9 protein-coding genes are annotated in these 14,188 nt (G+C 65.5%); 5 read left to right on the forward strand and 4 right to left on the reverse strand.

The annotated features are described in order from the left end of the window. The first annotated feature begins 61 nt into the window (after nt 1-61). Complete coding sequence (locus tag ACIA03_RS08550; protein WP_396981182.1) at nt 62-478, forward strand: hypothetical protein; 417 nt, start codon at nt 62-64, stop codon at nt 476-478. Next, entirely contained in the window at nt 475-1,863 is a 1,389-nt protein-coding gene (locus ACIA03_RS08555) for a VirB4 family type IV secretion system protein (protein WP_396981184.1), read from the forward strand. Before ACIA03_RS08550 ends, ACIA03_RS08555 begins: the two co-directional genes overlap by 4 nt. Here ACIA03_RS08555 and ACIA03_RS08560 read toward each other — a convergent pair. The 3 genes from ACIA03_RS08560 to ACIA03_RS08570 all read right to left on the reverse strand — a co-directional run bounded on the left by ACIA03_RS08560 (nt 1,834) and on the right by ACIA03_RS08570 (nt 8,037). Further along, complete coding sequence (locus ACIA03_RS08560) at nt 1,834-5,043, reverse strand: hypothetical protein (protein ID WP_396981186.1); 3,210 nt, start codon at nt 5,041-5,043, stop codon at nt 1,834-1,836. The two genes, ACIA03_RS08555 and ACIA03_RS08560, sit on opposite strands and share 30 nt — an antisense overlap. Further along, on the reverse strand, nt 5,040-6,767 hold the full coding sequence (locus ACIA03_RS08565) for a phospholipase D family protein (protein ID WP_396981188.1): 1,728 nt from the start codon (nt 6,765-6,767) through the stop codon (nt 5,040-5,042). Before ACIA03_RS08565 ends, ACIA03_RS08560 begins: the two co-directional genes overlap by 4 nt. A gap of 61 nt (nt 6,768-6,828) precedes the next feature. After that, entirely contained in the window at nt 6,829-8,037 is a 1,209-nt protein-coding gene (locus tag ACIA03_RS08570) for a DUF6361 family protein (RefSeq protein ID WP_396981190.1), read from the reverse strand. Between the two features lie 99 nt (nt 8,038-8,136). Between ACIA03_RS08570 and ACIA03_RS08575 the strand changes: the two genes are divergently transcribed. The 3 genes from ACIA03_RS08575 to ACIA03_RS08585 are packed head-to-tail and all read left to right on the forward strand — an operon-like array spanning nt 8,137 to nt 11,482. After that, on the forward strand, nt 8,137-9,213 hold the full coding sequence (locus ACIA03_RS08575; RefSeq protein WP_396981192.1) for an ArdC-like ssDNA-binding domain-containing protein: 1,077 nt from the start codon (nt 8,137-8,139) through the stop codon (nt 9,211-9,213). Then, nucleotides 9,210-9,707, forward strand: coding sequence for a hypothetical protein (locus ACIA03_RS08580; protein WP_396981194.1), 498 nt, complete (start codon nt 9,210-9,212; stop codon nt 9,705-9,707). Before ACIA03_RS08575 ends, ACIA03_RS08580 begins: the two co-directional genes overlap by 4 nt. Continuing rightward, nucleotides 9,704-11,482, forward strand: a complete 1,779-nt coding sequence (locus ACIA03_RS08585) for a TraM recognition domain-containing protein (RefSeq protein ID WP_396981196.1) — start codon at nt 9,704-9,706, stop codon at nt 11,480-11,482. Before ACIA03_RS08580 ends, ACIA03_RS08585 begins: the two co-directional genes overlap by 4 nt. A gap of 462 nt (nt 11,483-11,944) precedes the next feature. Here ACIA03_RS08585 and ltrA read toward each other — a convergent pair whose 3' ends face one another. Continuing rightward, complete coding sequence (ltrA, locus tag ACIA03_RS08590; RefSeq protein WP_396981198.1) at nt 11,945-13,303, reverse strand: group II intron reverse transcriptase/maturase; 1,359 nt, start codon at nt 13,301-13,303, stop codon at nt 11,945-11,947. Nucleotides 13,304-14,188: the final 885 nt, after the last annotated feature.

Here is a 14,188-nt window from a genome sequence, read left to right on the forward strand (position 1 = left end):
AACGGCGGAGTCTTCGGCGCACCTCTCTGGTGGTAGATCCGAACGTCAACGGAGTGAACCGATGCCCACCAACGACTCAACCACGCACGCCGCCCTCGCCCGCGAGCACCTGCGCAGTCTCGCGCACAGCACCCGGACGATCGACGACCCAGCCGAGATCTACGCCCTCCTCGGCGACCTGTCCCCCGCCGTCACGTCAATGGCCCAGTCCTTGCACCAGATCGCCCGAGTCCACGACGGCCTCGGACCTGACCGCGCCACTGTCGCCGAGAGCCGGCGCAGCGGCCGAGCGACCTCGTACGCCGTCTCCTGGGAACTCCACCGCTGCGCAGAGATGCTCACCCAGATCGCAACCGGGATCGACCGCGCCCACGAGGACGAGGCACGGATCTCGTACGGACCAGCTGACCTACTGCTCACCTCGACGGTGAGCGGAATCAACGGGACCACCGCGACGAACGACAGCCTCAGCCGGTGAACCAGACCCGGCACACTCAGGTCCTGCCCCGCGCGGGCGAACCTGGACCAGCCGCGCTCCGGACGCCTGGCCGTCTCCGGCTCCCGAAGCACCAGGACACCTCCGCGACCCTCGCCGGCGCGTACCCCTTCCTCGCCGAAGGCGGACTCGGCGCCGGCGGCGTCTTCGTCGGCACCGACCTCTACTCCGGCTCCTCATTCGTCTACGACCCCTGGGTCCTCTACGCCCGCGGCCTGATCACCGCCCCCAATCTCGTCCTGGCTGGCATCGTCGGCTCCGGCAAATCCGCGCTGGCCAAGAGCCTGTACGCCCGATCCATCCCCTTCGGCCGCCGCGTCTACGTCCCCGGCGACCCCAAAGGCGAACACACGCCCGTCGCCCACGCCCTCGGAGGCCAGGCCATCGCCCTCGGCCACGGCATGCCCAACCGCCTCAATCCCCTCGACGAAGGCCACCGACCCACGGGACTCGACGACGGCCAGTGGGCCAGCCAGGTCACCGCCCGCCGCCGGGACCTCGTCGGCGCCCTGACCGAGACCATGCTCACCCGGCCCCTGACCCCGCTGGAGCACACCGCCATCGATATCGCCCTCGCAGGCGTTGTCCGCTCCTACGACATCCCCATCCTTCCCCTCGTCGTCGACCGGCTGCTCTCCCCTGACCCCGCCGACGATCGCGACGGCCGCCTGACCGAGGACGGCCGCCTCGCCGGCCACGGTCTACGCCGACTCGTCGCCGGTGACCTCGCCGGCCTCTTCGACGGCCCCTCGACCGTGCGCTTCGACCCGACTCTCCCTATGGTCTCCCTCGACCTCTCCCGCGTCACCGAGAACTCCACGCTGATCTCGGTCCTGATGACCTGCGCCTCAGCGTGGATGGAGTCAGCCCTCCTCGACCCGGACGGTGGCCAACGCTGGGTGGTGTACGACGAGGCATGGCGCCTAATGCAGCACCCGGCGCTATTGCGTCGGATGGATGCCCACTGGCGCCTCGCTCGCCACTACGGCATCGCGAACATGCTCATCTTCCACAAGCTCACCGACCTCGACAACGTCGGCGACCGTGGCTCCGCCGCCCGCGGGCTCGCCTCCTCACTACTCGCCAACGCTGAAACTCGCGTCGTCTATCGGCAGGAGTCCGACCAGCTCGGATCGACCGCGGAAGCATTGGGCCTCACCGGCACGGAGCGCTCGCTACTTCCGACTCTCGGCACCGGGCAAGGCCTGTGGCGGATCAAGGACCGCTCCTTCGTCGTGCAGCACCAGCTGCACCCTGACGAGCTTGCCCTCTACGACACCTCAGCCCGCGCGAGGGGCGATTCCCGTGAGTTCAGGAAGTCTGAAGGTTCTGCCGCGCTACCCCTCGGCTGTCGGTTGGGAACCTGAGATGTCGGCGGACTCTGGCGGCGCCAGCGAGATTCGAAACGTTTCGGCTCGACCGGTCGCGTCGTCCTTCAGTAGCTCCAGCATGTCTTCCTGGCGCGGCTGTCCGAAGGTGAGCCGGTACAGGCTTACGTCGCGTCGGACTCGCTCGTAGCGGGCACGATCGGAACTCAGCGGCAAGGGGGCGACGTGCCTCTCGATCTTCGACGGCCCGGGGTAGACCCAGCCCGGAGCAAAGTCTCCATAGTTCGTCCGCTCGTCCGTTGCCGCGTCGTAGAGCCGGTCCCAGGGGTGCCCAGCTCCTGGCTGCAAGGCCAGGGCGCCGTGGCGGTCGGCGATGTTCCTGCGGATGGCGTGGCCACGGTAACGATCGACCCGTCCTTCCCGCTGTTCGAAGTCAACGGGGTTCGGGGGCGTGTTCCAGTGGAAGACGGAGTGGCACCACCAGTGGAAGTCAATCCCTTCCTGGCCGACTGACGTTGAAGCGAGAACCATCGGCCAAAAGGGGCTGTTGAACGAACGACGGACTTCGGGCTGTCGCACGTCCTCGGCATCCTGATCGCGCCCGCCGTACCTGAGCGCGAAGCGCGGAACGAACGTGATCGGGTCGTCTCGATCCGTCAGGTTCCTCGCACGGTAGGTTGCGGTACGGAGCGCGAGTGCCGCTGCGGCCTCCTGAGCGATCTCGAGTAGCAGGGTGTCATCAACCAGTTTGGGTCGCCGGTTCTCGCGAAGGATGTGGAGGTACTCGTCGAGGACGGCCTCGAGGTTGCCGGCCTCGCAGTAACGCAAGACTTGATGCCAGTACGGCTTATCGCCGGCGAGTGCCAGCCGCTCGATGAGCTTGATGGCGTCAGGGCGGTTGAACAGCGACCGCAGGCCGTTGCCGAGGGTCGCGGCAGCCCGCCAGAGTCCCCATCCGCTGACCTCGTCGGTTTCTGCCAGCCGTCTTAGGGATCGGAAGGCAATGTTGGCCGGAGAGAACAGCGCCATCGCGACGATCTCATCCAGGGTCTCGCGATCGACCAGCGTTTCACCCTGGTATCTACGCGCCCGGGCGGCGGCGATGTGCTTAGCGGCGGCAGTCGGGTCTGAGCCGTCGGCATCTTCGTCTTCGAGTTCAGACGCTTGGCCCAACAGCGCAGCAGCAAGCACTCCGTCTGTGAGCCGGCTTCCCTTTTGATACGGCCAGGCCGCCTCAGATGACAGCACAGCCTCCCACGTGGCATCTGAGTCAGCCCCCGGTTCGCCGCTGCGGTCGCGTAGGCGTGCCGTCCACGCGTGGACGATCGCCTGACGGACCTTTGTGCGAAGGGTCGCGTCGTCGAGACGTACGCCGCCGTTGTCCCTGACGAGCACGAGCGGGTCCGCCAGCGGCGCCAGGTGGGGCATGGGCCAATGCATCAGCAGGGTCGACCAGCTGGCGGGTTTGTCGCCGTCCATCGCGAAGCTGAGGTGTCGCGCGAGCCTCTTGCGGCTCTCCGGTGTGTACTGCTCGTAGTTCGTCCCGTTGGCGAGTTCTCGCTCGGCTTCGTAACTGAGGATGCTCGCGACGGCGGTCGGAGTCGCTGTCCACGACGAGAACACGAGTTGCTTCGTCATGTCCTCCGCGCCCGGCTCAGCAAACGGTCCAGCGGGTTCGAGGTACGGAAGCGATGGGGATACCCAAAGGAGTTCGGCCCAGCCCTTGCCAATCGTGCTGGCATGAAGGTTTCGGAGGCGCGCGTTCCCAGGGTCGAGGTTGCGGAACTTGCGGATGGCTGAGGAGCTGATGCGTTGGGTCGCCGTCGAGGCGGCAGTGAGCTCGTCGGATGTCTCGGCAGCGTGCAGTCGCCGCCCGAGTTGGTAACCGTCGCAGAAGTTTCCGAAGTAGGGCGCAGACTTCCAGTACTCGGTGCTGAAAAGGCCGTGATCCCGCGTCTGCGCGACCAGGCGTGCCACCCGACTCAAGCCGGCGTATCCCGCCAGGTCCTCTGGGCGGATGTCGTCGGCGCTGGCGACGCGTTCGACCAGCATCGAGCCATCGGGCAACAGAGGGCGCTCAGCGCGGGTCATGAGTTTCAACAGCCCGTCACGCAGTCGGCTAACGATGTCGGGTGATGGCTGGTTGGCAATGACGGCTTCGCGGTATCGGCGCAAGTCGCTGCGAATCTGGCCGACGTCTGCGTCGTTCCTGCCCTCGGCGAGAAAGCTCAGCGTCGCGAACAGGTCGCGTGCGTGGTCCTCGTCGTCTTCGCCGGCCATCGTGTAAGGCTTGTAGGGGGTGGCGGAAAGCAGCAGCACCTTCGCCGACCTGTGGTTGAACAGGTGATGTGCCAGTTCGCCGGCTGGGGTGTTTGGGTCGAGGAGATGCCGGAAGCGTTGGAACTCGTCCAGAATCACCAGATCTGGTTCGAGGACGTCCACGCTCGCCTCAGCCAGTTGCGCCCGGAAGCGACGCACCAAGCTTGACCCTCGGGCTCGCAGGTCACCCGAGAGTTCGGTGACAGCTGCCGCCTCGGCAAGGATCGAGTCGAGCTCGGCCAGTGAACTGGTCGGCCGTTCTGACTCGATGATGGTCCTGAACGCTGCCGTGATGGCCGGGTCTAGCTCGCCCTTGATGCCCCAACGGGAGAAGTCGTCGACAATCGACCCGAAGCGTTCGGGCGTGCTGACGCCTCCTTGGAACAGCTTGAGGAGCGTCGAGTGTTCGACGTCGGTGAGGCCTCGCACACGTGCGTCCTCTAGGACCAACAGGATCATGGCTCGCTCGTGGGCCATGCCCAGGCTGTGGCCCATGTCGAAGGATGTCCCGGGCGTGAACGAGATGAGGTTGACGAGCTTGCCGCCAGACGATTCGCGGTTGAGCTGGTGGCTGTGCGAGGCCAGCATCGTAAGGCGGCTGGTGAATTCGAGTTCCTTGTCGCCCGTCACGTTCAGCTTGCGCAGGTTCTGGCTTGCGAGATCCGCGTTGGCGCAGACGTAGACAACGTCGATGCGGTCGACGCTCTCGTCGCGGTGGAGGGCCTCGATCGCTCTTGCGATCACGCCTCGGGCGACCATCGTCTTCCCAAGGCCCGTTTCGTCGGCGACGAGAAAGCGATCCGCGCTTGGCGCGCCGTAGAACTGATCGATCACGTGGTCGACGGTCTTCTGCTGGAACCCCATCAAGTCCTTGAGGATCGGCTTCGGGTCCCACTTCATTCTTCCGCCCCGATCACAAGTCGCTGTGCCTCGAGAACGACCGGCCACAGGTCGGCGAAGCCTTCCGGGAGAACGCTCTGTCGATCGCCGAGCTCGGCCAGTGCCGTGATGACGCGGTCGATCTCTGTGATGACCGACGGGTTCGCCGCCAGTCCCTTCAAGATCAACTCCAGGACCCCGCTTCCCTTGGCGAGATCACCGAAGAACCCTGCCGTTCCGGCACCGCTGGTAGCGACTTCGATGGCGGACGGGTCACCCAGGCTCATCAGCAAGTAGAGGAATCGGATGAACTTCTCCGGGGTGTCGAGCTGCGCTGCGATGACTGCGTCCAACCGATCTGCCGGATCGTTTTCCAGTGCGGACAGGATGACGCAGCTCGCCTCAATGCTCTCGTCGACGTCCTCGAGGGTCACCACAAAGAAACCGGTGACTTCGGCTTTGGCGAGGCCGGGGAAGGCGAGGGCGACTTCTCCGGCCGCATCAATCTTCAGGTCGGTGCCCGGACGTGTCAGCGGCCGGATCGTCGCTCGGTACTGCCGGGCAAGTCGGTACTCCGCAGCCTGCAGCCGAAGCTCAAATGTGCCGTCATTGAGGGCCTCGGCAACCGCCTTGTGCGGGATCGTGCCGATGCGTCGCAACTGGTTCTCGAGGTTCCAACGCGCCTCCTCTTCGTGGTCACGTTCCGAGCCACCCGTCGGCTCGTACCTCTCGATCATGGCTCGGAACGGGGTCGGCTCCGCCTCGTCGCCTAGCCAGGCGTCGATCCCGAACGTCTTCCACGCGCCCACGAACTCGATAAGGAACTCGACATTGCTGGCGAAGGCAACGTCGGTCGCATTGGCCGATCCGAGGATCACTCTCGGCTTGCGCTGCCCGTCCGTTTCCAAGACGTATGCCTTCGCATGAAGTGCCCCCAGCACGCCCAGTGATGTCGCTCCATCGGCCTCGTCGGACGTCTCAATCACACCCGCAACGGGATCCATGATGTAGGCCTCGATCGCAGCGACAGAACTCGGACTCAACTTCTCCAGCTCGTCAGCGCGCGAGACGACCACGGTTCGGGTCGAGCTGCTTCCGGCGAGGAGCTTTAGTCCGCCGTCGTTGATGAATGGTGAGATGACCAGTTGGCGTCGCGATGCCAGTGTCGGCGGGGTGCGACCTCCGTCGATGAAGTGGAAAGCCACGGAGTCGGCGCCGTTCGGCAGTGACCAAACAGCCCGGTGCGACAGATCGGCGAGATTCTCGATTCGGCGACGACGATCTGCGGGCGGTGCGTGGACGGCGCGCCCTGGCAGCGAGGCGAGGAAGTCCCGGAGCGGATCATTCTGCGGACGCGGCGAGGTCCCGACCTTCTCCGACTGGAGGCTCACGATGATGTCCCACGTATTGTCGTGCGTGAGGTTGCGGGACAGCACGAGGAGCTTGAGGATCGGCCCGAGATCATCGTGCACGTAGTGAGCTAGCCAGACCTTCGGATGGAACAACCCTTTCGATGGTGCTGCGACTTGATGAACCATCGGCTCGAGGAACGCGGCAAGTTCGGGGGCCTGTGCCGGTACACCGATGCTTCCCGCTTGGCAGAACACGTCGAGTCGCCCGACCGTCTTGCGGATCGCATCGAGCGCGCTGACCGGGTCCGGCACGGCGCCGGACATCGAGTACGAACTGAGCGCGAGGGCAGGAATGAGGCACGCCGTGAGGTCGAGCGTGAACGTGGTAGCCACCGCTGATTCCAGGCGGTAGCCCGTCGGCGGCTTCAGCTCTTGGACGAGGACGGCACGCGAGTCAGGAGGCAGCATCGTCGCCCCGCCCGCGCTGAATGTCGCCCACGATCGTCTTGACGGTTCCCCACCGGAAGTCCAACCGTCCGGTGCCGGCGGCGCCCGACCATGTGGCGCGCATCTTCGGATTCAGCAGGCGCGACTGCTTGCCCTTCCGTTTCTCGCGGAATCGCACCCAGTCGCGCAGCGGGGCGCTGTCATACAGGCGGGAACCCGTCGAGAGCCCGCGTACGCGCTCGAGCCATACGTTGACGAACGTTCTGGTCTGCTGGCTGATGTTCGGATTCGCATCGGTGACTACGTGCCAGAAGTCCGACGTGTCCCAGGCGGCCAGCCGGTGCTCGGTGCTGGTGAGGAAGTCGGCGTGCCACGTATCGATCTTGGTCCTGTACTCCTCCGCCATGTTGTCGAGTCGGGTGAGGTTGGGGTCAGCGTCGTACTCTTCGGCGATCAGCAGGTTGTAGAGCAGCGCGGCACCGTTGAGCAGCCCGCTGAACAGCTCAGCGTGCTCCATGATCGGAAAGTCCCTGGCCGATACCTGAAGCCATGGGTAGTCGGCGTCCCATACGTGGTCCGTAGCCACCATGTGTGCGAGCACGCTGCCACCGCTCGTCGATGTGATCCGCTCACGCAGCCAGTCGGCCTCATCCCGCGTAAGGTCGAATCCACCGGTCAAGTCGGTCGGGAAGTTATCGCCCGGTGGCGGTGGAATATCCAGCCGCCACTGGGACGAGCGCCGCTCGGCCAACTCGGTTGCGCCCTCGACAACCTGCTTGGCCAAGGAGCCGATCGACGAGCTGTCCGTTGCGCGCCCGACGATCCCGTACTGCTGCATTCCCGACCAGTAAAGGGCCGAGGGAAGGTTTTTGACGCTTGCACCAACGTTCACGCCGATCAGTCCGAACTCGCCCGAAGTCTGCTTCTTGAGCACGGAGATGAGCTCACGCTCCTGTTGCTTGCCTCGAGCCTTCAACTGCTCCCCAGAACAGCCACGGGCGCTTCCCTGCGTGTAGCACCAGGGGATGAAGAGGAAGTACCGAGCACGCGTGTGCAGGGTCGACGTGCCGGGAACGATTACATCGCTCAGCGCGTCGCGTATCTGGCCAATGCCAAGCTCATCCCGGCTCTCGCGCTGCGCGAACAGATTGACAATCTCGCGGGCAGCCCGTTGATCCTCGGGTGTCGAGTCGAGCCACGCGATGAGAGACGTCACGTGCCGATTCTCCATGAAGTCAGCAGCGATTCGCAGGACCTCGGCACCTGCCGGCGATATGTGCGCTGACCTCCGGACCCGCATGCGCACCTCACGAGCATGTTGATCGACACGAACATCCGCACGGACCGCGACGCCAAGATCGAGGCTCTCCACGACCGTCTGACGCAAGCTGTTGAAGGACTCGTGACCGGTGAGGACTGGCGCAAGGCGATGGAGTTCTCGGCACGGTTCCGGTCACGGTCGTTCCGCAACTCGGCTCTGATCGCTGCCCAGCACCTCGAGGCGCATGACCTCGGTCTAGTGCCAGAGCCGTTTCCGACGTACGTTGCTGGGTTCAAACAGTGGCAAAGGCTCGGCCGGTCGATCGCGAAGGGCCAGCATGGCTACCAGATCTTCGCCCCGGTCAAAGGCAGGTTCGCGTCAGACACCCCGGCGGACCCCCAGTCGTGGCGACGCCTGAAGGGCGGTGAGAAGCCACGGGCCGGGGAGACGGTGAAGTCGAAGGTGATCGGCCTGCGCCTGGCGTACGTCTTCGACATCTCCCAGACTGAGGGCGACCCGATCCCTGAGCCTCCGCAACCGATGATCCTGAAAGGCGCGGCCCCCGAAGGGCTGTGGGACGGACTGGCCGATCAGATCACCGAACACGGGTTCGAACTTCGGCTGGTCTCGGACGCGCATGCCATCTTCGGACGCAACGGGCAGACCGACTACCTGCAGCGGGAGGTCTCGGTACGCATGGACACGGACGAGGCTGCGCAGGTCAAGACCCTGTGTCACGAACTCGCCCACGTGATGCTGCATGGGGACAACTCGACTGCATCCCTCATCGAGGCCGAGGCTCATCGCGGAATCCAGGAGGTCGAGGCAGAGTCTGTCGCGGCCATGGTTGCCGCCGCCCACGGACTGGACACAAGCAACTACACGATCCCGTACGTCGCTACCTGGGCCACCCACGCGCCCGATTCCAGTCCGGTCGAGGTCGTGCAGGCGACGGCCGAACGCGTACGTCGCACCGCACTGACCATCCTCGAGGGACTCGACACGGAACAGATCGGGAACGGCGACCCGCCTGGCCTCACCCGAGAGCGAGCCGAACGAGAAACCGGCCTCGGTGCCAGCTCTGCACGTGCGGTCCTATGGACCAAGCCGGTGGAACAGGTGGGACTGTGAAGCGCGCATCCAACCTGGACGCATCCGGTGTGCCGATCTTCCTGCCCACCGTCGAGATCCGCATTGACACCGAGGGCGTCGCCGCCGTGACCATCGACGAGGAACCCTTCGAACTGTCTACGAGGCTTCGGCGGGGCGGCGTCCGCTCGCTGGTACAGGATCTCGCTGACCGCTACGGCCCGATCCGAGTGGTGATCGTTGAGGCAGACGGCGAGACGTACGTCGACATCGAGACACCACGCGAGGACACCGCCAACCCATTGCCGAGGCCAAGGGGCGAGTCGGCGTCCCAGCGCACCAAAGGACCTTTCCAGCCCGATGAGGACGTCCTGGTCGCCGTGGTCGTCGATAGGCGGACCTCGGGACCCAACGGCAGCGTGGCCCTACGGGTACCTCCAGTGATCACGCAGCGCTACGGTGGCGCGGTTTACCTCCTTGGCCGGACATCGCATGCAGTCGTCCCGCTCACCGAGGCCGAAGGAGTCGACCGGTGACCGGCCCGCATGCGCGTCAGGTCGACGACGAGCTGGTCAACCTCGGCCTGGTGCTTGTGCTCGGCGGCACGCTCGTCCTCGGACTTCTCCGCCTCGCGGGAACGATCGCCGCATGGCTGCCCGGGGCGACCCCGCCACGACGAGGCCTCGTCGGTGCGATCACAGTCATCGCCCATCCGCTCACCCCTGCGAGCGCCTTCGACACCCCCGGCCTCCCCGCGATCGTCTACTGGTTCGTCGTCATCGCCCTGACCGCCACATCAGCGGCGGTCATGTGGGCGGTGTGGCGCGTGTTCAGCAACCTGCGTGAAGCATCGGAACGCGACGTACGTCACGCTTCCGGCGTCGCGACCAGGCGCGACGTCATCCGCACCGCATCCGAACGCTCACTTCTCAAACGCGCCGGCAACCTGCGCCCCGACTTCGCTGGGCCGAGCGCAGAAGATGTCGGCTACCTCCTGGGTCACGCTCGCGGCGGAGGCGTGTGGAGCTCGGTCGAGGACTCCACGCTCATCCTCGGCCCGCCCCGCTCCGGCAAGGGCGTGCACTTGGTCATCAACGCGATCCTCGATGCCCCTGGCCCCGTGGTCACCACCGCGACCCGCCCAGACAACATCACCACCACCCTCGCCGCCCGCCGCGAACGCGGCCCCGTCGCTGTCTTCGACCCTCAACACCTCGCCGACGGGCTCCCCCACGGCCTGCGATGGTCTCCCGTACGCGGCTGCCAAGACCCACTCACCGCGATGATCCGCGCCACCGGGCTCGCCTCCGCCATTGGACTCTCAGCCGGCGGGGTCGACAGCGGCAGCTTCTGGGAAGGCAAGACCAGAACCGTGCTCCAAAGTCTGCTCCATGCCGCAGCCCTTGACGCACGCACGCCAGCTGAGCTCCTTTCCTGGACCCTCTCGCCGGCTTCGGCCGCCGACGCCGTCGCGATCCTCGCCAACCACTCGGATGCGGCGACGGGCTGGGCCGAGTCTCTGGACTCGATGATCGAGTCCGACCCACGTACCCGCGACTCCATCTGGATGGGTGTCTCGCTCGCCCTCTCCAGCCTCGCCGACCCCAGGGTCCTCGATTCCGTCAGCCCAGGCGAGAACGAGGAATTCGACCCCACGGACTTCCTCCGCGACTCTGGAGCGCTCTATCTGCTCGCCACCGGCGCCGGGTCCGGCGCGTGCTGGCCCCTCGTGGCCGCTTTCGTCGAGGATCTCGTCGAGACTGCACGACACCTCGCCGCCTGCTCCCCCGGCGCACGACTCGAACCACCGCTACTCCTCGCGCTCGACGAGATCGGCAACCTCGCCCCACTCCCCTCGCTCCCCACGCTCATGGCCGAGGGCGGTGGCACCGGGATCACCACCATGCCGGTACTCCAATCGCTCTCCCAGGCACGCGACAAGTGGAGAGAACACGCCGCCAACGCCATCTGGGACGCGGCCATCGTCAAAGTCATCCTCGGCGGCACCGCCGCCGCCCGCGACCTCCAAGACCTCTCCACCCTCATCGGGGAACGCGACGAACACACCGACACCATCACGGTCGGCGACTACGGCTCCCGCGGACTCCAGCGCTCGACGCGCCGAGTTCCAATCCTCCCTCCGGACACCATCCGTACGCTCCCGTTCGGCATGGGCCTCGTCCTTCTCCGGTCCGCGCCGCCGATCGTCACCGACCTCAGGCGATGGACAGACCGTCCCGATGGCGCGCAACTGTCCCGGCAGCGCAAGGCGATTGAGGGGCAGTTGGGACATCCTTCAGCTCGGGCATGAAGGCGATCACTACTTCTTGCCGGGCTTCCGCACCGGGTTCGGCTTCTCTGCATCGACCGGGAGCACATGAGCAGGATTCATCCAGTGCTGATACACCCATAGGCTCGTTGGATTCGTCGGTGCGGGTTCGCCCGCAGAGATCACCAGGCACTGCCACTCGGACTCCTTCCGCGTGGTCAACACCGAGTCGGGCGTACGTCGCCACGCCAGCAGGATCCCAGGGCTGCTGTGGATCCCGAACGAGCCGTGAGATCGGCCAGGGGCGCGGTGCCGCGCTTTCGCATGGTCCGTTTCCCCTGGCCGTCTCCCGAACCGGACGTGCCCGTTTCCGAGCATCCGGCTCTCCACGAGTGCCGTTTACTCCACTGGCCACGGGGTCGGGATCGTAGCGCCCCGGTATCGATACCGCGTCGTGCTGACGTGGCCGATGTTGAAGAGCACGGTCTCGCCGTCGCGTGGCCATCAGCCGCCGTCGCAGTAGCGGCGGCGGAGTTCCTTCCAGGTCATCTGGCGGTGTTTGCGGCGGATCCAGCCGATCACGCTGCGCCATACGTAGGCGCGTAGGTACTGGAACGTCGCGAACGACACCCCTGGTTGGAAGTAGGTGGCCCATCCCCGCAGCAGCAGTCCAAGCCGCTGCAGCAGGGTGTTCAGTGAATGGTTCGTACCCATGCGGCAGACCGCCTTCACCTTGCCCATCACCGCCCGTAAGGCCTTCTTCGATGGGTAGTTGTAGACATACGCCTTGCCGTTACCGCCCTTCTTCGCGTGACGCTGGATGTGCCACCCGAGGAAGTCCAGCCCCTGGTCGATGTGGGTGATCAACGTCTTCTCCGGCGACAGGCGCAAGCCCATGGTTGCGAGAACCCCGGCGATCTCCTCCCGGATCGAGTCCGCGTGCTGCCGAGTCCCCGACACCATGATCAAGAAGTCGTCGGCATACCGAATGCACCGGTATGTCGCGCCTCCCTGACGGCGTCGCTTCATCCGTTCATACCCGCTCGGGGGCCACTTGCTGGCGATGTACTCGTCCAGAACGGACAAAGCGATGTTCGCCAGCAGCGGCGACAGAATCCCTCCCTGCGGTGTGCCGGTCTTGGTCTCTTGCAGGTGCGCCTCCGAGTCGAGGACGCCTGCCTTCAAGAACGCCTTGACCAGCGCCAGAACCCGTTTGTCACCGACACGACGCCGTATCCGGTCCATCAGGGCCGTGTGGTCGATCTCGTCGAAGCATGCCGTGATGTCGCCCTCAACAACCCACTCATAGGAGTGGGATCCGAAGTAGCGTGCCTCGGCGATCGCGTCGTGCGCACGGTGTCCCGGCCGGAACCCATGAGAGCCCGGATCGAAGTCCGCCTCGAAGATGGGTTCCAACACCAGTTTCAGTGCGCCCTGGACCACCCGGTCACGGACGGTCGGAATCCCCAACCGCCGCGTCTTGGTGGTCCCCGGTTTCGGGATACGTCGCTCCCGGACCGGCAACGGACGAAATGCCCGGCTCTTCAAGTCCGCACGCAGGTCGGACAAGAACTCATCCACCGCGCGCTCGGACTCGATGTAACGGGCCGTGTCTCCGTCGACCCCCGCCGTGCGGGAGCCCTTGTTGGACCGCACCCGGTCCCACGCCACCAACAAGAACGCGGGATCACACACCAGGTTGTACAGGTCATCGAACCGACGGTCGCCATCGGCGACCGCCCAACGGTGCAACTTGGTCTGAATCTCTCGTACCCTTGCCCGTGGGGCCTGCACACCACCACCAGCCAGGTCGCCGCCGTTCGGCAGCGAGTCTTCGAGCATTCCAGCATCCTCCTTGCTCACTCGCTGGCCCCCTTCGCCATGTACCGGGCTTTCCCCGGCTCGGACTATTACGGAGCCTCCGCCCCACCAGACGTCATCAGCGACAACGCGCCTTCCCACCGTCCGTACCCGGACGGCACGGGCGGGAGGGCAACGCCTGATGGTTCCCACGTTCACTGTCAACCGTTCGACGAGCGAGGTGCCCAGCTATACCCCGGCGGCATCGTCATGGCTACGCCGCAGACCTTCACCACAACCTCGCCCCGTCATCAACAGGAAGACAGGCGAGTCGACGTCCCTTCATCCGCAAGACGCCGCGCACCGCGTACCGGCCCAGATCCACCAGATTCGAGCCGGCGGGTCGCTTACGGGGCCTCAGACACTGGTTCCTCTCGTACACCTTCTCGTCTCGTTGGCCGGACCCGCCCCATCTGGCAGTACTGGAACGTCCTGACGTTGTCAGGGCTGCTCCCACCCTCCCCAGCGCCTCCCAGGTCAGGCTGCCCTCAACTTCTACCCGGCCGCTGCGACAACCGGACGGTGCAGGTCTCTCACCTCCACACGGTTAAACAGCGCCTCGTGGCGCACGGACGAATCCACCCAGACCAGATACGGCGGCATACGCGGCAAGTCGACCTCCAACATGTTGGCGAGAATCGACCCTCGACTCCGATCATACGTCGAACACATGAGCGATAGTGACCTGTGCTGCCAGACCAGGTTCTTCCCCACATGCCTGCACAGCCCACGGTCGATGGCTACGATGTCGAGGCACGCGACAGGTGGTCCGACGAGCAGCGGCCACCGATCGATCTGGGGGCGATGTCATGCAATGCGGGCGATGTGGTTCTGTCATCGAGCCCGGGGAGCGGTTCTGTGGTGAGTGCGGCGCAGTCGCCGCAAGCA

This window comes from Nocardioides sp. NPDC051685, from assembly GCF_044453405.1.
Lineage (GTDB): Bacteria > Actinomycetota > Actinomycetes > Propionibacteriales > Nocardioidaceae > Nocardioides.

Excerpts from the sequence above, each read along its gene's own strand:
- ACIA03_RS08550 (WP_396981182.1), top strand. The coding sequence starts at position 62 with ATGCCCACCAACGACTCAACCACGCACGCCGCCCTCGCCCGCGAGCAC.
- ACIA03_RS08560 (WP_396981186.1), bottom strand. The coding sequence starts at position 5,043 with ATGAAGTGGGACCCGAAGCCGATCCTCAAGGACTTGATGGGGTTCCAG.
- ACIA03_RS08575 (WP_396981192.1), top strand. The coding sequence starts at position 8,137 with ATGTTGATCGACACGAACATCCGCACGGACCGCGACGCCAAGATCGAG.